The following is an 18,644-nucleotide window of genomic DNA, read 5'->3' on the forward strand; positions in this document are numbered from 1 at the left end:
GGCGGCGGGCGTGGGGTGGGGAGCGGGGAACCGTGACGAAGATTGATGATGTCGCCCGGCTGGCCGGGGTCTCCACGGCCACCGTCTCGCGGGCGCTCCGGGGCCTCCCGACGGTCTCGGCGGCGACCCGCCGCCGGGTGCTGGCCGCCGCCGAGCAGCTGGAGTACGCCGTCTCCCCCAGCGCCTCCCGGCTGGCCGGCGGCCGGACCGGCACCGTCGCCGTGGTGGTCCCCCGGATCACCCGGTGGTTCTTCGGCATCGTCGTCGAGACGGTCGAGGATTTCCTCCATCAGGCCGGCTACGACCTGCTGCTCTACAACCTCGGCGGACGGGAGCAGATCCGCCAGCGGGTGCTGCGCACCGCCAACCTGGACAAGCGGGTGGACGCCATCATGCTGGTCGCCACCCCGCTGCGGCCGGCCGAGCTGACCGCCCTCCGCGCGCTGGACCTGCCCGGCGTGATCGTCAGCTCCGGCACCGGCGTGCCCGGCTGGCCGTGCGTACGCATCGACGACGTGGCCGCCGCGCGGTCCGCCACCCGGCATCTGCTCGACCTCGGCCACCGGCGGATCGCGCACATCTCCGGCGACCCCGACGACGAGCTCGCCTTCACCACCCACCTGGACCGGCGCCGCGGCTACCGGGAGGCGCTGCGTGCGGCGGGGCTGCGCCCGGACCCGAGCCTGGACATCGAGTCGCAGTTCACCATCGACGGCGGCACCCGGGCCACCGAGGAGCTGCTGCGCCGGGGCGACCCGCCGACGGCTATCTTCGCGGCCTGCGACGAGATGGCGATGGGCGCCATGACCGCGCTGCGCGAGGCCGGCCTGCGGGTGCCGGAGGACGTCAGCGTCATCGGCATCGACGACCACGACCTGGCCGGCGCGCTCGGGCTGACCACGATCGCGCAGCCCGCGGCGGAGCAGGCCCGGCTCGCCGCCCGGCTGCTGCTCGATCCGCTCGGCGGGCGGCCGGTGGACCCGCCGGACGGCGACGCCCCGCCCGGCTCGCCGGTGATCCTGCCCACTCGGCTGGTCGTCCGCGAGTCGACCGCGCCGCCCCGGGCACACTGAACGACAGTCGTCCCGCCCCGGCGGGCAACCACGCACCCGACGACCGGCTCGACGCACAGGAGAAGGCCCTGAACAGCAACCCGACGCAGCAGGACGTGTCCGCCCCCGGCTGGTGGACCGAGGCCGTCATCTACCAGATCTACCCGCGCTCCTTCGCCGACTCCGACGGCGACGGCATCGGCGACCTGCCGGGCATCACCGCCCGCCTCGACCACCTCGTCGAGCTGGGCGTCGACGCGGTCTGGCTGTCGCCGTTCTACCCGTCGCCGCAGGCGGACGCCGGGTACGACGTGGCCGACTACCGGGACGTGGACCCGCTCTTCGGCACGCTCGCCGACGCCGACAAGCTGATCGCCGAAGCGCACGACCGCGGGCTGTGGGTGATCGTCGACCTGGTGCCCAACCACACGTCGTCGGCGCACCACTGGTTCCAGGCCGCACTGGCCGCCGCGCCGGGCAGCCCCGAGCGCAACCGGTACGTCTTCCGGGACGGCCTCGGGCCGGACGGCGACCGGCCGCCGAACGACTGGCAGAGCGTCTTCGGCGGGCCGGCCTGGACCCGGATCACCGAGTCCGACGGCCGCCCCGGCCAGTGGTACCTGCACCTGTTCGACGCCGGGCAGCCGGACCTGAACTGGGACAACCCCGAGGTCCGGGCCGAGTTCCAGGACGTGCTGCGGTTCTGGCTGGACCGCGGGGTGGACGGCTTCCGGGTGGACGTTGCGCACGGCCTGATCAAGCAGGCCGACCTGGCGGACTGGCAGGAGCCGCAGGAGATCCTCTCCGGCAACGAGGTGGAGAAGCCGCGGCCGCCGATGTGGGACCAGGACGGCGTGCACGAGGTCTACCGGGACTGGCGCCGGGTGCTGGACGGCTACCCCGGGGAGCGGGTCCTGGTCGCCGAGGCCTGGGTCGAGCCGGCCGAGCGGCTGGCCCGCTACGTCCGGCCGGACGAGATGCACCAGGCGTTCAACTTCGAGTACCTGCTGGCGTCCTGGACCGCGCCGGCCCAGTACGCGGTGATCACCCGCTCGCTGGAGGCCACCGACGCGGTCGGCGCCCCGACCACCTGGGTGCTCTCCAACCACGACGTGGTGCGGCACGCCTCCCGGCTCGGCCTGCCGGTCGGCACGCCCCGGCCGAACGGCATCGGCATCGGCGACCCGCAGCCGGACGCCGCGCTCGGCCTGCGCCGGGCCCGGGCGGCCACCCTGCTGATGCTCGCCCTGCCCGGCTCCGCCTACCTGTACCAGGGCGAGGAGCTGGGGCTGCCGGAGCACACCACGATGCCGGACGAGGCCCGGCAGGACCCCACCTGGGTGCGCAGCGGGCACACCCAGCGCGGCCGGGACGGCTGCCGGGTGCCGGTCCCGTGGGAGGCCGACGCTCCGTCGTACGGCTTCGGGCCGACCGACGCCAGTTGGCTGCCGCAGCCGCCGATGTGGGCCGAGTACGCGCTGGACCGCCAGCGCGGCGTCGCCGGCTCCACCTACGAGCTGTACCGGTCCGCGCTCAAGCTGCGCCACGAGCACGGCCTGGGCCGTGGCACGCTGGCCTGGCTCGCCTCCGGCGACGAGGTGCTCTCCTTCCGCAACGCCGGGCTGACCGTGCTGACCAACTTCGGCGCCGCCCCGGTGCCGGTGCCGGCCGGTGGCGAGCTGGTGCTGTCCAGCGCCCCGCTGACCGAGGACGGCGCGGTACCCACCGACGTCACGGTCTGGGTCCGCGCCTGAGGCCGAGCGGGACGGCTCTGCGGCCCGTAGATGCGCCGCAGAGCCGTCACGCTCGTTGCGACAGCACCGTCCGGCCGCCCGGCGCTACAACCGTTCGGCCCGGGCGGTCAGCAGGTCGTGCACGTCGGCGATGTCCTTCGGCGAGGTCCGCGACGCCAGCCAGTACATGACCCCGGTCGGGATGAAGAAGAGCTGGAACGCCGCCAGCCCGACGGCGTAGTTCAGCGGCGGCGGGAACGCCGCCCGTAGCCCGTGGAAGGCCACCCCGACCAGGTAGTTGCCGCCGGCCCGGCCCACCCCGTTGACCAGGTTGCCGAGGCTGTAGACCGTGCCCCGGTGCTCGGGCGGGTTGACGTCGGCGATCAGGGCGAACCAGTTCGGCGAGTTGGCCGAGGTCAGCGCCAGCGCGAGCACCGCGGTGAGCAGACTCAGCCCGACGGTCGGTTCGGTGACCACGCTGGCCAGCACCGCCCGCACCACCGCGCCGTTGGCGGCGCCGTCGGGCACGTCGATGCGGATCGGCACGAAGAAGAGCACCAGGTAGAACGGCAGCGCCGCGAGGATGCCGACCGCCGCGACCAGGGCCCGGCCCCGGGGCGTACGCCGGTGCAGCGCGTCGCCGGCCAGCCCGCCGACGATGGAGAACACCCCGCCGAGCTGGAACAGGGTGGCGAAGACGCTGCCCACCACCACCGCCGTCCCGGCGGTGTAACCCTGCGCCTCGGCCCGTTGGGTGAACAGCACCGGCAGCCAGACCAGCGAGCCGAAGGCCGCCTGCGCGGTGAGGCCCTGCAGGATCAGCCAGCGGTTGGTCCGCCGGCCGAGGATCCGGGGCAGGTCGGCGCGGCTGATCCGGTAGTCGTACTCGGCGCCGGTGGCCAGCGCGTCGGCCAGCTCCGGCTGGCTCTGGCCGCGCCGGATGTCGTAGGTGAACAGGTAGGCCGCGGTGGCGGCCAGCCCGACCACGGTCAGCGCCAGGAACGGCCGCCGCCAGTCGGCGGCCCCGAGCAGCCCACCGACCAGCGTGCCGGCCAGCGTGCCGACGCCCTGGGAGAGCCCCCAGAAGCTCATCACCAGCCCTCGGCGGCGGGGCGAGATCAGGTCGGTGACCACCGAGAAGCCGACCGAACCGACCGCGCCGAGGCCGACCGCGGCGAGCAGTTGCGCGGCCAGGAAGGCGGGGTAGTTCCCGGCGACCGCGCTGCCGCCGGTGCCGAGCGCCCAGATCAGGGTGCCGACCATGAGCAGCGACTTCCGGTTGGCCCGGTCGCCGACGTACGCCCAGGCCACCGCGGCCACCGCGCTGGCCAGGAAACTCACCGCGGTGACCAGGCCGAGCAGCCGCTCCGGCACGTCGAACGCGTCGGCGATCGACCCGTACAGCGGGGGCACCAGGCCGATCGCCACGTTGTCCAGCGAGGCGAGCAGCACGAAGACCACCACGCTGTAGAACCGGTGCGCGGCCGTACCGCCCCAGGCCCGCGTCGGCCCACCGCTGGTCAAGGTCATGTGCGGCAGCCAACCAGGATCAGGTCACGAGCGGGTGAAGGCGCGCGCGCCGCTCGCTCACCCCTCGGCGTCGAGCCGGTCGAGGAAGTGGTCGCGGGCGGCGGCGTACCGCTCGCGGATGGCGCGGACCGGCTCCGCGGCGTACTCCTCGGTGCCGCTCAGTGACCACGCGGGTGGCGTCGCGCCGCCCAGGGCGACCCAGGCGGCCTGGCGGGCCGCGCCGTCGGCGACGTACTCCCCCGCCGGCGGGACGACCACCGGGACCCCGAGCACCTGCGGGGCGATCCGGCACACGGCCGCCGAGCGCGCCCCGCCGCCGACCAGGATCACCCGGCGGACGGTGGCGCCCTGCGCGGTCAGCGCGTCCAGCCCGTCGGCGAGCGCGCAGAGCAGTCCCTCGACGGCCGCCCGGGCCAGGTGGGCCGGGGTCGAGGTGCGCAGGGTCAGCCCGTGCACGGCACCGGTGGCCAGCGGCCGGTTCGGGGTCCGCTCGCCCTCCAGGTAGGGGACCATGACCAGCCCGTCGGCGCCGGCCGGGGCGGAGAGCGCCAGGTCGGCCAGTTCGTCCAGGCCGACCCGGAGCATCGCGGCGGCGGCGTCGAGCACCCGGGCCGCGTTGAGCGTGCAGACCAGCGGCAGGTACCGGCCGGTGGCGTCGGCGAAGCCGGCGACGATCCCGGTGCTGTCGGCGGCCGGGGCGTCGGCGACGCTGAACACCGTCCCGGAGGTGCCGATCGAGACGACGACGTCACCCGGGCCGGCACCGACGCCGAGCGCGGCGGCGGCGTTGTCCCCGGTTCCGGGGCCGAGCAGCGGGCCGTCGCCGGTCCACGGCCGGCCGGGCCCGGGCGGCCAGGGCAGGCCGGACGGGGCCTCGGCCAGGTTGGCGAGCGGTTCCCGGAACGCCGCGGGGTGCAGGACGCCCGCCCGCTCCGCCGGCCCGAGCACGGTCGGCACGTGCAGCCGCCGGCCGAAGGCCCGCTCCAGCAGGTCGAGCCGGTACTCCCCGGTGGCCGGGGACCAGTAGCCGGTGCCGCTGGCGTCACCGCGGTCGGTGCGCAGCGCGTCCAGCCCGGGCGCGCCGGCCAGCCGCCAGGTCAGCCAGTCGTGCGGCAGGCAGACCGCGGCCACCCGATCGGTGGGCTCGTGGGTGGCGAGCCAGCGGAGCTTGGTGACGGTGAAGCTGGCCACCGGCACGCTGCCCACCGCCTCGGCCCAGAACCGCCGGCCCCCCTCCCCGCCGCCGGCCTCCTCCACCAGGTCGGCGGCGGCGCCGGCCGACCGGGTGTCGTTCCACAGCAGGGCCGGCCGGGTGACCCGCCCCTCGTCGTCGAGGCAGACCATGCCGTGCTGCTGGCCGGCGACGGAGACCGCCGCGACGTCGGCCAGCCCGCCGGCCGCCTCGACGGCCCTGCCCAGGGCACGCCACCAGGCCTCCGGATCGACCTCGGTGCCGTCCGGGTGCGGCGCCCGGCCCTGCCGGAGCAGGGCGCCGGTCTCCGCGTCCCGGACGACCACCTTGCAGGACTGGGTGGAGGAGTCCACCCCGGCGACGAGGGTCACGGCCGGCCGCCTCAGCGGGCGCCGAGCAGGTGCTCGACGGCGAGCTGGTTGAGCCGGACGAAGCCGAAGCCCCGGGCGGCCACCGCGTCGACGTCCAGCTCCTCGAAGGCGGACCGGTCGGCGAGCAGGTCGGCGTACGTCTCGCCGGGGGCGAGCGTCGGGGTGCTCAGCTCGGCGACCTTCGCCGCGGCCAGCGCCTCGGCCACCTCCGGGTCGGCGCGGAACGCCGCGGCCCGCTCCTTGAGCAGCAGGTACGTCCGCATGTTCGCCTCGGCCGAGGCCCAGACCCCGGCGAAGTCCTCGGTGCGCGACGGCTTGTAGTCGAAGTGCCGGGGGCCCTCGTAGGCGGGCGCGCCGCCCGGGCCGCCGTTCTCCAGCAGGTCGACCAGGGCGAACGCGTTGAGCAGGTCGCCGTGGCCGAAGACCAGGTCCTGGTCGTACTTCACGCCGCGCTGGCCGTTGAGGTCGATGTGGAACAGCTTGCCCTGCCAGAGCGCCTGGGCGATCCCGTGGGCGAAGTTCAGGCCGGCCATCTGCTCGTGCCCCACCTCGGGGTTGAGGCCGACCAGCTCGGGGTGGGCGAGGGTGGAGATGAAGGCGAGCGCGTGCCCGACCGTGGGCAGCAGGATGTCGCCGCGCGGCTCGTTCGGCTTGGGCTCGAGCGCGAAGCGCAGGTCGTAGCCGCGGTCGAGGACGTACTGGGTGAGCAGGTCGACGGCCTCGCGGTAGCGGTCCAGCGCGGCCCGGACGTCCTTGGCCACGTCGTACTCGGCGCCCTCCCGGCCGCCCCACATCACGAAGGTGCGGGCGCCCAGCTCGGCGGCGAGGTCGACGTTGCGCAGCACCTTGCGCAGCGCGTAGCGCCGGACGTCGCGGTCGTTGCTGGTGAAGCCGCCGTCCTTGAACACCGGGTGGGTGAAGAGGTTGGTGGTCACCATCGGCACCACCAGCCCGGTCTCGTCGAGGGCCTTGCGGAACCGGGCGATGTGCTGGTCGCGGGTGGCCGCGTCGACCCCGAACGGCACCAGGTCGTCGTCGTGGAAGGTGATTCCGTACGCGCCGAGCTCGGCGAGCCGGTGCACCGCCTCGACCGGGTCGAGCTCCGCCCGGGTGGCGTCGCCGAACGGATCGCGGGCCTGCCAGCCCACCGTCCAGAGGCCGAAGGAGAACTTGTCGGCGGGGGTGGGACGGGGTGCCATGGCAGACCTCCGGGGTGTCGTCCGCTATTTGTTCAGTGGTTGAATTAAATGCCGCACCTGTGGCAGTGTCAAGGGGTGCGCCGACCCGACACCCCCGCCGCGGCGGTCCGGCAGGGCAGCCTGCGCGAGCTGAACCTCGCCGTGGTGCTGGGCCGGATCGCCGCCGCCGGGCGCCCCCCGTCCCGGGCCGAGTTGGCCGCCGAGACCGGGCTCACCCGGGCCACCGTCTCCGCCGTGGTGGAGGACCTGGTCAACGGGCGGCTGGTGGCCGAGGCGGAGCCGACACCGCGTACCGGCGCGGGGCGGCCCGCCCGCGGCCTGGTGCTCGCCGACGACGGCCCGGCCGGGCTCGGCCTGGAGATCAACGTCGACTACCTGGCCGCCTGCGTGGTCGACCTCGGCGGCCGGGTGCGGCACCACACGGTGCGCCGGGCCGACCTGCGACCGGTCAGCCCCGCCGAAACCCTCGCCCGGCTGGTCGAGCTGGCCGCCCGGGCCCGGGCCGACGCCGCCGACCAAGGGCTCACCCTGGCCGGCGCGGCGCTCGCCGTGCCCGGCCTGGTGGACGACGCCGGCCTGGTCCGCCTCGCGCCGAACCTCGGCTGGCGGGACGTGCCGGTTCCCGCGCTGCTCGCCGGCCACCCGCCGCTGACCGAGCGGATCGAGGGCGTGCCGCCCCTGGTCGTCGACAACGAGGCGAACCTCGCCGCGCTCGGCGAGCTGCACGCCGGGCCGCCCGGCCCGGCCAGCTTCCTGCACATCTCCGGCGAGGTAGGCATCGGCGCCGGCATCGTGCTGGACGGCGACCTCTTCCGGGGCGCGCGCGGCTGGAGCGGCGAGATCGGTCACATCCCGGTCCGCCCGGAGGGCCGGCCGTGCCGGTGCGGCGGCCGCGGCTGTCTGGAGCGGTACGCCGGCCAGGAGGCCGTCCTCGCGGCGGCCGGACTGGCCGGGGCCGACCTGCCGGCGGACACCGCGGCGGCCCGGCTGGCGGAGCTGGCCGGGGCCGGCGACCCGGCCGCCCTGCGCGCCCTGCACGAGGCCGGCACCGCGCTCGGCGTGGCGGTCGCGGCCGTGGTGAACCTGCTGGACCTGGACACGGTGGTGCTCGGCGGCGGATACGCCCCGCTGGCCCGCTGGCTGTGCCCGCCGGTGCTCGCCGAGATCTCCGGGCGGGTGCTGACCGCCGCCTGGTCGCCGGTGACCGTCCGCCCGGCGACGCTCGGCGCGGCCGCCGCGGCGGTCGGCGCGGCCGGCTCGGTGGTACGCCGGATCGTCGAGCGCCCCGGCGGCTGGCTGGCCCGGGCGAGCTGACCCCGCACCCCGCTCCCGGGCGTCCCGCTGCCCGCCTCGGTACGCTTGCCGCAGGCAGCGACCCCCATCCGAGGAGTGCCCGACCAGCATGCGCACAGGTCGACAGACCGGAGCGCCCGGCGACCGGCGGTGACCACCACCCAACCGGCCGGCGCCCCCGGCGCGGTGGCCTCGTCCGCCGGCCGGCTCCCGGCCGATCCCCGGCTCGCCCGCGAACTGCTCGACGGGCTGGCCGAGGCGGTGCTCACCACCGGTCCCGGCCAGGTGGTGGCGCTGGCCAACGCGCTCGCCGCCGACCTGCTGCCCGAGGTCTCCCCCGGCACCGACCTGACCCGCTGCGCCGTGCCGGCGCTGGCCACGGCCGCCGGGGACGGGGCTGACGGCTTCGACACCGAGCACCACGGGCGGCGGCTGCGCGGCACCCGGCGGGCGCTCGCCGACGGCCGGTGCGCCTGGTACGTGCGGGACGTCACCGAGGAGCAGGCCCGGGCCGAGGCGCTGCGCGCCGAACGCTCCCGGACGGACTTCCTGGCCCGGGCCGGCAGCCACCTCGGGCTCTCGTTGCACCGCGACCAGACGCTGCGCGCCGCCGCGACCCTGCCCGTGCCCTACCTCGCCGACCTGGCCCTGGTGCTGCACCGGCCGCCGTTCCCGGCCGACCAGCGGCCGCGCTGGATCCGGTACGCCGACGGCGACCCGACCCCCACCGACGGCCCGGCGCCGGCCGACCTGACCGGGCTGCCCCGCGTGTCGGACGCGCTGAACGGCGGGACCGCGCCCTGGCCGCACGCCGAGTCGACGGCGCCGGCCGGCGGTGCCGAGCCCGACCCGTGGCGGGACGCCGAGCTGACCGCGCTCGCGGACCTGCTCCCGCCCGCCTTCGGCCGGCCCGGTCCAGTGCTGGTCTGCGCGATGCCCGGCCCCGGCCGCCCGGCCGGCGCCCTCGTCCTGGTACGCCGGGCCGGCCGGGCCGGTTTCGACCGGCGCGACGGCGAGCTGGCCCGGGAGTACGCCGCGCGGGCCGGCGCCGCCGTGGGCGCCGCCGAACTCTACGGCGAGCAGGCCCACCTGGCCCGGGTGCTCGAGCAGAACCTGCTCCCGCCCGAGCTGCCCGTGGTGCCCGGCGTCACCCTGGCCGGCGGCTACCGGGCCGCCGGCGACCGGCTGCGCATCGGCGGTGACTTCTACGACGTCTCCCGCGTCGGTCCGGGCGCGCTGTTCGCCCTCGGCGACGTCAGCGGCCGCGGCGTCGGCGCCGCCGTGCTCACCGGCCGGGTCCGCCAGTCGCTGCAGACGCTCCGGCTGGTGGAGCGACGGCCGCTGGAGCTGATCCGGTTGCTGGACCGCGCGCTGCTCGACACCCCGGAGGCCGCCCGGCGCAGCCAGTTCACCACGCTGCTGCTCGGCACCGTCGACGCCGAGCCGGACGGCGGCGTGCGGGTCCGGGTCGCCGGCGGCGGCCACCCGCACCCGCTGGTGGTGCGGGCCGACGGCACGGTGGGCGCGGTCCGGGTCGGCGGGACGCCGGTGGGGGCCCTGGTGGCCGCCCGGTTCACCGCGACCGAGATCCGGCTCGCCCCGGGCGAACTGCTGCTCGCGTACACCGACGGGGTGACCGGGGCGCGCGGCGGGCCGGCGGGCGGCGAGCTGTTCGGTGAGCGGCGGTTGCGCGAGACGCTCGGCGCGGCGGCCGGCCTGCCCCCGGCGGCGCTGGTAGACCGGCTGCTCCGGCTGGTCGACGAGTGGCTGGCCGGGCAGAGCCAGGACGACATCGCCATGGTCGCCGTCGCGGCGGCGGACGCCGGCTGATCCGCCCCGGCGGCCGCCGGGACCGCCCGGTCGGCCGGCCCGAAAACGGGCCCGCGCCCGGGTTCGGGGGGCCGGCGGTCAGGCCGTCCGGGCCACCGACTGCTCGTCCGCCGGCCACTCCGGCGGCGCCGCCTGCTCGGCCGTGCCGGCCTCGGGCGACCAGGGCCCGACCGGCTCGACGGAGCGGACCGAGGCGTCCCGCCGGCGGGCCGCCTCGTCGAACTCCCGCATCCCGGCCAGCAGGGCCTGCCGACCGGCCGGCGTCATGTCCGCGAGGATCGCGGCGAGCTGCTGCCGGCGGTCGTCCCGCAACTCGGCGAGGAGCCGGCGGGCCTCCGGGGTGAGGTGCAGCGAGATCTCCCGGCGGTCGAACCGGCCAGGCTCGCGCTCCAGCAGGCCGGCGGCGACCAGCCGGTCGCAGAGCCGGCTGGCCGAGGAGAGCAGCATGTCCAGGCCGGTGGCGAGCCGGCGCAGGTTGATCCCGTCCTGCTGCTCGACCACCATCACGGCGCGCAGCTGGGCCCCGGAGATCCGGCTCGTCGTCCGTTCGCGCGAAGCCTCCCACACGGTCAGCAGGGCACCGGCCGCCGCGTCCAGCTCGGCAGCCATACTCGTGTCGGGTCCCGGTGGACCGTGCAGTTCCGCCATGGTGGGCCCGAGACTACTCCGCCTCGGCTGGTCTTTGGGCTTGTGATAGGAGCGACGATGAGCGAACCGGTCAACCAGGCACGGAGCACCCTCGTCGAGTCGCCCGCCGACCTGCTGGTGGACCGGCTAGCCGCCGTGCTCGCCGGGTCGTACGGAGTCACCGGCACCGAGCTGCTCCAGGTCGACTACCGGCTCGCCACGCTGCTGCCACTGCACGACGGGGAAGCGGTCACCGGGCCGGGGCATCCGGCGTGGCGCTGCTTCGACCACCAGACGCCGGTCGTCGTCGACCGGGTCGGCTACCTGCCGGTGTCGATGCGCGGGGAACGGCGCGGGGTGCTGCGGGTCACCCCGGTGCCGGACGATCCGGCCGTGCTCGACGAGCTGACCGAGATCGCCACCGCGCTGGCCCACGAGTTGGCCGCCGTCTCGGCGGGTACGGACGTGTACCGGACCGCCCGGCGCAGCCGGCGGCTCACCCTCGCCGCCGAGATGCAGTGGGACATGCTGCCCGGCCGCAGCCGCACCCGCCCCGCGTTCAGCCTGGCCGGGCAGTTGGAGCCGGCGTACGCGGTGCGCGGCGACAGCTTCGACTGGTCCGACGACGGCGACCGGGTCTGGCTGGCGACCATCAACGGCTCCGGTGAGGGCGTCGCCGCGGCGATGCTGACCACCCTCGCCACCCACGCGCTGCGCAACGCCCGGCGGGCCGGGCTGGGCCTGGCCGACCAGGCCGCGCTGGCCGACCAGGCCATCTACGACCTGCACCGGGGCAACCAGCACCTGGCCGTCCTGCTGATGCAGCTCGACCTGCGGACCGGGGTGGTCACGGCGGTCGACGCCGGCTCGCCCCGGCTGGTGCTGGTCCGCGACGGCGAGGTGACCGAGCAGCCGCTGGAGGAGCAGTTCCCGCTCGGCATGTTCGAAGCGACCGACTACCGAGAGCAGTACCTGCAGCTGCGCCGCGGGGACCGGCTCTTCGTGGTCAGCGACGGGGTGATCGACGCGACCGGGCAGGACGTCCGGTACGGCGAGACCGCGCTGGACCGGTTCCTGCGCCGGACCGGCCCGATGGAGCCGCTGGACGCGGTCCGCTCGCTCATCGGCGACCTGCGGGCGTTCGTGGCCGGCGACCTGGTGGACGACGCCGTGGTGGTCTGCCTGGACTGGACCGGCCCGCAGCCGTGACCCGCCGCCGGGCGGTCAGTACGCTCCGCGCCCGCGCAGCACCGCGCCAAAGGTCTTCCAGAGGATCGTCAGGTCCGCCGCGAGCGACCAGTTCTCCACGTAGTAGAGGTCCAGCCGGATGCCGTCCTCCCAGCTCAGGTCGGACCGGCCGCTGACCTGCCAGAGCCCCGTCATGCCGGGCTTGACCAGCAGCCGGCGGGCCACGTCGCCGTCGTAGCGGGCCACCTCGGAGGGCAGCGGCGGGCGGGGGCCGACCAGGCTCATCTGCCCCAGCAGGACGTTGACCAGCTGCGGCAGTTCGTCCAGCGACCACTTGCGCAGCAGCCGGCCGATCCGGGTGACCCGGGGGTCGTCGCGGATCTTGAACATCAGCCCGTCGGTCTCGTTCCGGGCGGCCAGTTCGGCCCGCAGGGCGTCCGCGTTCACCACCATGGTGCGGAACTTGAACACGCCGAACTCCCGGCCGCCGAGGCCGACCCGGGTCTGCCGGAACAGCACCGGCCCCCGGCTGTCCAGCCGGATGGCCAGCGCGACGGCCGCCAGCAGCGGCAGCAGCAGCGCCACGGCCAGCGAGGCGGCGGCCCGGTCGACGAAACCCTTGACCAGCTTCCGGGCGCCCCGGAACTCGGGCGCCTCGACGTGGATCAGCGGCAGCCCGGCCACCGGCCGGGTGTGGATGCGCGGGCCGGCCACGTCGGTCAGCGCCGGGGCGACCACCAGGTCGACGCCGGTGCCCTCCAGCTGCCACCCTAGTCGGCGCAGCCGGGTGGCGGTCAGTTCGCCGGAGGCGGTGATCGCGACGGTGTCCGCGCCGATCGCGGTGGCCGCCTCGGGGATGCCCCGCAACGAGCCGACCACCGGCACGTCGCCCAGCCGCTGCGCGACCGGGGCCAGCAGCGCGTCCGGGATGCAGGCGCCGACCACCTGGTAGCCGGCGTACGGCTCGCGGCGCAGCGTGTGCACCAGCTCCAGCACGTGCGCGGTGTCGCCGACCACCAGCACCTTGCGCGACCAGCCGGCACCCCGGGACCGGGCGCGGTGCAGCCGCTTGCGGGCGGCGAACCGGGCCACCTCGAGCCCGAGCGTGCCCACCGCGAAGGAGATGGCGAGGAAACCACGGGAGACGCCGACGTCGGCGATGTAGCCGGCGATCGCGATCCCGCCGGCCAGCCGCAGGCTGGCCGCGCTGACCCGCCGGTACTCGTCCGCGCCGTAGCCGAGCACCCGGTCGTCGTAGCAGCCGAGCGCCTTGAGCGAGACCAGCCAGGCGAGCACCAGCCCGGGCGCCACCAGCACGTACGGGATCTTGGACCCGCTCGGGGTCTCCTCGCCGAACCGGGCGACGTAGCCGACCAGCACCGCGACGGTCAGGATGGTGGCGTCGAGCACCACCAGGACCCGGGCGTAGGCCCGCTCGTCGGCGCGGGCCACCAGGCCGTACGGCGGGCCGTCCGGTCGCGGCGGCGTCCGGGCGGGGGTCAACAGCGTCGCTGAGGTCACCGGCCCTCCCACTCGCTCGCCGACGGCTCCGGTCGCGGCCGGCCCGGATCGCGGGACCGGCGGTGCCGGGAGCACGACGACATCCTGCCCCGACAACTATGGTGGCCGATTGCTTCCGACGTATTGCCGTCACTTTTCCCGACCGGCCGCGGACGGAAAAGGGCCCGGCGTACCGGATACAGCGGTACGACGGGCCCTTTTCAGGCTGCCGGAGGGGTCAGGCGGGCGCCTTGCGCAGCGCGATCGCCTTGAGGAAGATCTCGCCGATCTTGGTCGGGTCCTCGGTGACGAACGCGCCGCCGCCGGTGACCTTCGTGATGGATTCCAGCTCGGCCTTGCTGACCTCGTTGCCGATGCCGATGATCACGACCTGGATCGGGCGCTCCGCGTCCTTGATCTTGTTGAGCTCGGAGAGCAGCTTCTGCTGGGAGATGCCGTTGGCGTCCTCGTTCTTGCCGTCGGTGAAGAGCACGATCGAGTTCACCCGACCCGGCTCCCAGCGCTCCTGGACTTCCTCGTAAGCGGCGAGCATCGTGTCGTAGAGGCCGGTGTCGCCCTTGGAGGACTTGACATTGCTGAGCGACTGCTCGAGCTGTCCCCGCGTGTTCGACAGCCGGCCGATCGGGACCAGTTGCCGGTAGTCGCGCGCACCGTCCAGGTTGGTGGAGAAGGTCCAGAGCCCGATCGACCAGGAGTCGTCGAAGAGGGTCAGGCCACGGCGCGCCGCCTCGACGGTGACCTGCTGCCGGGTGGCGCCGTTGGCGCTGGGCACCTCGGCCTTCATCGAGCCGGAGACGTCGATGACGGCCAGCATCCGGCCGGACTGGGTGGCGATCGACCAGCTGGAGACGGCGTTGCCGATCGCGGCCGCGTCCAGCCCGCCGGCGGCGCTGCCGCCGGCGGCCGGGGGCGCCGACGCGCCACCGGCCGGGCTGGGCGCGCCCGCCGGCGCGGCGAAGCCCTGGCCCCAGTTGCCGTCCGGGGCGCGCAGCGACTGCGCCGCCAGCCGGTTACGGAAGCCGGGCGTGGTGAGCACCTCGAAGAGCACCCGGGCCGCGGCCGCCTTGGCCGGCTCGATGCCGGGCAGCACCGCGTACGGGTAGTCCAGCGGCATCGGCGCCGGCTCCAGGTAGAGCGCCGCCAGCGGAACCGGCGGCTTCTTGCTGTTGTAGGCGATCACGTCCTCTTCGGAGAGCGGCGCGGCGCCGAGGCCGCTGGCGATCGCCGTCGGATCCGCGGAGGTCGGAAACCGGGCGAGCAGGTCCTGGCGGAGCTTCGAGCGGCTGTTGGCCAACGCGCGCAGCGCGCCGACGGTGTCCCGCTGCGCGTCCGGTCCCCCGGCGGCCGCGGCCGCGGCGGTCAGCGAGAGCAGCCCCGAGAGCCCGGCGGCGTCGGTGGTGGGCTCGACGATCCCGGTGTTCAGCGGCCGGTCGCTCTTCAACTGGGCGAGCAGGTTGTTCCAGGACAGCTTCTTCTCCGGCCAGCCCAGCCGGGAGGCGATCGGCTCGGGCATCGCCACGACCACCGGGCTGCGCGCGATGGACGCGCCGTTGGCCGGGTCGAAGGCGGCCGCGCCGCCGTCCTGCAGCCGGGCCAGCCAGGTGGAGGAATCCGGGATCCAGACGTCCGGACTGACCGCGGTGCCGCTGGCCTGGCCGACTCCGGCCAGCACGGCGCCGTGCTTGGCGGCCACCGTGGCGGCCACCTCGACCGGGTCGGAGGCCGACACCGTCACCGCGATGCAGGTGCCACCGACCGCCGCCCCGTCCTCGACCCACTTGTCGGCGGCGCCGCTGACGGCGGGGGCGAGTTCGGACGCCACCGCGACGGAGAGCTCGATCCTGCCCGAGCAGTCCGGCCCGGAGAGCTGCTGATAGCCGAACCAACCTCCCCCGGTGACGACGAGAACGCCGACCGCTGCTGCGGCGACGGCTCCGGTGAGGTTTGAACGCATGCGATGGCGGCCTGCTGACACGCAGACCATCTTGCGTATTTCAAGGAGGTACTGCCATAACCGTTCGGACGAAAGTTACGGAGGAGAAACAGTTGATCGCCGTTTTGCGACTCTGAGTGATGGGTCAGCCTCAAGGCGTTGCCGCGTCAGGGTTTCCGGTGGTTCAGGGCAGGACGCAGGTGGGGCTCGACACCGGCACCGGCTCGCCCACGGGGCTCGGCACGCCGGTGGTCGGATCGACCCGGAACACCCGGATCATGTCGGCCCGCTCGTCGGCCACGTAGAGGTGCGCCCCGGTCAGCGCGAAGTGCCGCGGCCACTCCCCGCCGGTGTCCACCTCGGCGACCGGCTCCGGCAGCTCGCCGGCGAGGGAGAAGACCGAGACGGTGCCCACCCCCCGGTTGGCGACGTACAGGAAGCGCCCGTCCGGCCCGACCGCGACCTCCGAGGGCTGCACGTGCCCGGCCCGCTCGCTGGCGTCGGTCCGGCCCCGCTGGTGCAGCGCGCCGCCGATCAGCTCGTAGGTGGTGACCGAGGCGTCCAACTCACCCACCAGGTAGCAGCGTCGGCCGTCCGGATGCCGGGCCAGGTGCCGGGGGCCGGCCCCGGCGTGGGTACGCACCCGGGGCGCCCGGGGCACCAGCCGGCCGGTGGCGGCGTCCAGGTCGTACCGGTAGACCGAGTCGGTGCCCAGGTCGACCGCGAGCAGCGGCCCCCGCCCCGGGTCCGGCGAGACCATGTGGGCGTGCGCCCGGTCCTGGCGCTCCGGGTCCGCGCCGTGCCCCTGGTGCTGCACCAGGTCGGTGCGCTCGCCGAGCACCCCCTGCGGGTCGAGCGGGAGCACCGCCACGCTGCCGTCGCCGTAGTTCGCCACGAACAGGTGCCGGCCGTCCGGGGCGACCGCCAGGTGGCAGGGCTCGGTGCCGCCGCTGAGCCGGGAGCCGAGCGGGCTGAGCCCGCCGTCCGGCTCCACCCGCCAGGCACTGACCTCACCGATGGACAGCTCGTTGACGGCGTAGAGGACGGGCAGGGCCGGATGCCGCACCAGGAAGGACGGCGACGCGGTGACCGCGACCGTGCCCAGCGGGGTGAGCGCGCCGGAGTCCGGGTCCCGCCGGGCCGCCACGATGCCCGTGGCCCGGCCGCCGCTGTGCTCCGTGTAGCCGCCGATGTGGACGATCGCGTCCTGACCTGTCACCGGATCCACCCTCCGCCCGCTCCTGCGTCGATCCAACCAGAGGCTTCCCGGAATGCCGGACCCTTGGCCCTGATTCGCCCCTCCCGTTTCCCCGCCCGGGCCGGGCGGCCCGGTGAGCCCGCCGGGTCAGGCCGCGGGCACCGGCTCGCCGCGCTGCCGGGCCACGTGCTCGACCAGCGCGATCAGCACGAGCTTGGCGGACTGCCGGTCCCGGGCGTCGCAGAGCACCAGCGGCACCTCGGGGTCCAGATCGAGGGCCTGGCGTACGGTCTCCAGGCTGAACCGGCGGGAGCCGTCGAAGCAGTTCACCCCGACCACGAACGGGATCCCGCGCTGCTCGAAGTAGTCGATCGACGGGAAGCAGTCGGCCAGTCGCCGGGTGTCGGCGAGCACCACCGCGCCGAGCGCCCCGAACGCCAGCTCGTCCCAGAGGAACCAGAAGCGGTCCTGGCCGGGGGTGCCGAAGAGGTAGACCTGGAGGTCCTCGTTGATGGTGATCCGGCCGAAGTCCATCGCCACGGTGGTGGTCGACTTGGTCTCCACCCCGGAGATGTCGTCGGTGCCGATCCCGGCGCCGGTCAACACCTCCTCGGTCTGCAGCGGCCGTACCTCGCTCAGGGCGCTGACCAGCGTCGTCTTGCCGGCTCCGAAGCCCCCGGCGATGAGGATCTTCAGGGCGAGCGGGATCCGGGCCCGCTCACCGTCATAGCGCACGGAGTCCACTGACCACCGCCTTGAGGATGTCGTCGTCGGGCAGGTACGTGGTGGTGCGCGGCGGCTGGTGCACGGCGACCATTCCCCGGGCCAGGAGGTCGCCGAGCAGCACCCGGACCACGCCGACCGCGAGGTCGAGGTCGGCCGCCAGCTCCGCCACCGGCACCGGCCGGCCGGCCAGCCCGACCAGGCGGCGGTGCTCCGGTTGCAGTTCCGGATGGGCGTCGACGTCGGCACCGGGCTGGGCCAGCACGAACGCGACCAGGTCGAAGCCGTCGGCGGCGGAGCGGACCCGCCCGCCGGTGAGGGTGTAGGGGCGTACGACGGGGCCGGCGTCGTCGTCCAGCCACTCGTGCTGCGGCCCGGGCGACTCAGTTCGCATCGGCCGCACCCGTCGCCAACCGGGCCGGGGCGGTCAGGTTCTCGCCCACCCGGGTCACCAGCATCGCCATCTCGTACGCCACCAGGCCGATGTCGGCGTCCGCCTCGCTGACCACGGCCAGGCACGCGCCCTGTCCGGCCGCGGTGACGAGCAGGTACGCGGACTCCATCTCCACCACGGTCTGCCGGACCGGCCCGCCCGCCACGTGCCGGCTCGCCCCCCGGGCCAGGCTGGACAGGCCGGAGGCCAGCGCGCACAGGTGCTCGGCGTCCGCCCGATCCAGCCCGGCGGAGGAGCCGAGCAACAGCCCGTCCGCCGACAGCACCACCGCCTCGCGGGCGGGCGGCACCCGGTCCACCAACTCGTCGAGCAACCAGTCGAGATCGGCACTCTGCCTCGTCGGCTGCAGCATCAGGCGTCCCTCTCAGTCGCGGTCAGGGGTTTCGGTGGCCGCCGACCCGGCGGGCTGGGCGGCGTCACCGGCGGCCGGAGCGTCGCCGGCCGGCCGTACGGGCTCGGCGGCGGCAGCCGGTCCGGCCGCAGCACCGGCGGGCTCGGCCGCACCGCCGGTCGATCCGGCGGAAGGTCCGGTCGTACCGCGGCCCGGATCGCCGCCCTCGGTCGCCGCCCGGCGGCCCCGGGCGGTGCCGGCCTGCAACGCCGACATGAACCGGCGTGCTTCCTCCGGAGTCCGGGACCTCGGCGTCTCGATCACCGGCTGGCGCAGGGTCGGACCGTCCAGGGCCGGCTGCCGCGGACCGGGAGCGTCCACCGCCCGGCGGTCCCCGGACGCCGCCGGCGGGGGCGGCGCGGCAGCCGCCGGGCCGGCCGCGGACGGCTCCGCCGGGGGCCAGATCGGA

Annotated in this window: 15 protein-coding genes and 1 pseudogene; 5 read left to right on the forward strand and 11 right to left on the reverse strand. The window is 75.4% G+C overall.

The features are described from left to right. Nucleotides 1-32 precede the first annotated feature (32 nt). Nucleotides 33-1,073 carry a LacI family DNA-binding transcriptional regulator gene (locus tag ACVCAH_RS20950; RefSeq protein ID WP_447137856.1) on the forward strand — a complete coding sequence of 347 codons (1,041 nt, stop codon included), beginning with the start codon at nucleotides 33-35 and terminating at the stop codon, nucleotides 1,071-1,073. Between the two features lie 68 nt (nucleotides 1,074-1,141). Continuing rightward, nucleotides 1,142-2,806, forward strand: coding sequence for a glycoside hydrolase family 13 protein (locus ACVCAH_RS20955; protein WP_447137881.1), 1,665 nt, complete (start codon nucleotides 1,142-1,144; stop codon nucleotides 2,804-2,806). An 84-nt stretch (nucleotides 2,807-2,890) separates the two neighbouring features. Here ACVCAH_RS20955 and ACVCAH_RS20960 read toward each other — a convergent pair whose 3' ends face one another. The 3 genes from ACVCAH_RS20960 to xylA are packed head-to-tail and all read right to left on the reverse strand — an operon-like array spanning nucleotide 2,891 to nucleotide 7,077. Then, complete coding sequence (locus tag ACVCAH_RS20960) at nucleotides 2,891-4,315, reverse strand: MFS transporter (protein ID WP_447137857.1); 1,425 nt, start codon at nucleotides 4,313-4,315, stop codon at nucleotides 2,891-2,893. Nucleotides 4,316-4,372: 57 nt separating this feature from the next. Next, a complete protein-coding gene (locus ACVCAH_RS20965; protein WP_447137858.1) occupies nucleotides 4,373-5,878 on the reverse strand; it encodes an FGGY-family carbohydrate kinase in 1,506 nt (501 codons plus the stop codon). Nucleotides 5,879-5,889: 11 nt separating this feature from the next. Further along, the gene (xylA, locus tag ACVCAH_RS20970; protein ID WP_447137859.1) at nucleotides 5,890-7,077 is read right to left on the reverse strand and encodes a xylose isomerase; all 1,188 of its coding nucleotides are present in this window, start codon (nucleotides 7,075-7,077) and stop codon (nucleotides 5,890-5,892) included. A 48-nt stretch (nucleotides 7,078-7,125) separates the two neighbouring features. On the opposite strand from xylA, the gene ACVCAH_RS20975 reads away from it, so the two are divergent. Then, entirely contained in the window at nucleotides 7,126-8,391 is a 1,266-nt protein-coding gene (locus tag ACVCAH_RS20975; protein ID WP_447137860.1) for an ROK family protein, read from the forward strand. Nucleotides 8,392-8,520: 129 nt separating this feature from the next. Further along, the gene (locus ACVCAH_RS20980) at nucleotides 8,521-10,200 is read left to right on the forward strand and encodes a PP2C family protein-serine/threonine phosphatase (RefSeq protein ID WP_447137861.1); all 1,680 of its coding nucleotides are present in this window, start codon (nucleotides 8,521-8,523) and stop codon (nucleotides 10,198-10,200) included. Between the two features lie 78 nt (nucleotides 10,201-10,278). On the opposite strand, the gene ACVCAH_RS20985 is transcribed toward ACVCAH_RS20980, so the two are convergent. Next, nucleotides 10,279-10,809 carry a MarR family winged helix-turn-helix transcriptional regulator gene (locus tag ACVCAH_RS20985; RefSeq protein ID WP_447137862.1) on the reverse strand — a complete coding sequence of 177 codons (531 nt, stop codon included), beginning with the start codon at nucleotides 10,807-10,809 and terminating at the stop codon, nucleotides 10,279-10,281. Between the two features lie 96 nt (nucleotides 10,810-10,905). Between ACVCAH_RS20985 and ACVCAH_RS20990 the strand changes: the two genes are divergently transcribed. Then, nucleotides 10,906-12,036 carry a PP2C family protein-serine/threonine phosphatase gene (locus ACVCAH_RS20990; protein ID WP_447137863.1) on the forward strand — a complete coding sequence of 377 codons (1,131 nt, stop codon included), beginning with the start codon at nucleotides 10,906-10,908 and terminating at the stop codon, nucleotides 12,034-12,036. 15 nt (nucleotides 12,037-12,051) lie between these two features. Here ACVCAH_RS20990 and ACVCAH_RS20995 read toward each other — a convergent pair whose 3' ends face one another. The 7 genes and pseudogenes from ACVCAH_RS20995 to ACVCAH_RS21025 all read right to left on the reverse strand — a co-directional run. Continuing rightward, complete coding sequence (locus ACVCAH_RS20995) at nucleotides 12,052-13,536, reverse strand: sugar transferase (RefSeq protein WP_447137864.1); 1,485 nt, start codon at nucleotides 13,534-13,536, stop codon at nucleotides 12,052-12,054. A 217-nt stretch (nucleotides 13,537-13,753) separates the two neighbouring features. Then, nucleotides 13,754-15,511 (reverse strand): substrate-binding domain-containing protein, encoded by a 1,758-nt coding sequence (locus ACVCAH_RS21000; RefSeq protein ID WP_447137865.1) that lies wholly within the window; start codon nucleotides 15,509-15,511, stop codon nucleotides 13,754-13,756. A gap of 142 nt (nucleotides 15,512-15,653) precedes the next feature. Further along, the gene (locus ACVCAH_RS21005; protein WP_447137866.1) at nucleotides 15,654-16,688 is read right to left on the reverse strand and encodes a lactonase family protein; all 1,035 of its coding nucleotides are present in this window, start codon (nucleotides 16,686-16,688) and stop codon (nucleotides 15,654-15,656) included. 126 nt (nucleotides 16,689-16,814) lie between these two features. Further along, nucleotides 16,815-17,411: a GTP-binding protein gene (locus tag ACVCAH_RS21010; protein ID WP_447137867.1), complete on the reverse strand. Its 597-nt coding sequence runs from the start codon at nucleotides 17,409-17,411 to the stop codon at nucleotides 16,815-16,817. Then, entirely contained in the window at nucleotides 17,392-17,784 is a 393-nt protein-coding gene (locus tag ACVCAH_RS21015) for a DUF742 domain-containing protein (RefSeq protein ID WP_447137868.1), read from the reverse strand. The genes ACVCAH_RS21010 and ACVCAH_RS21015 overlap by 20 nt, the downstream gene beginning before the upstream one ends. After that, a complete protein-coding gene (locus ACVCAH_RS21020; RefSeq protein ID WP_447137882.1) occupies nucleotides 17,774-18,199 on the reverse strand; it encodes a roadblock/LC7 domain-containing protein in 426 nt (141 codons plus the stop codon). Before ACVCAH_RS21020 ends, ACVCAH_RS21015 begins: the two co-directional genes overlap by 11 nt. 9 nt (nucleotides 18,200-18,208) lie before the next feature. After that, nucleotides 18,209-18,644: pseudogene (locus ACVCAH_RS21025) on the reverse strand (hypothetical protein); the annotation flags it as partial.

Source organism: Micromonospora sp. LZ34 (assembly GCF_052981855.1).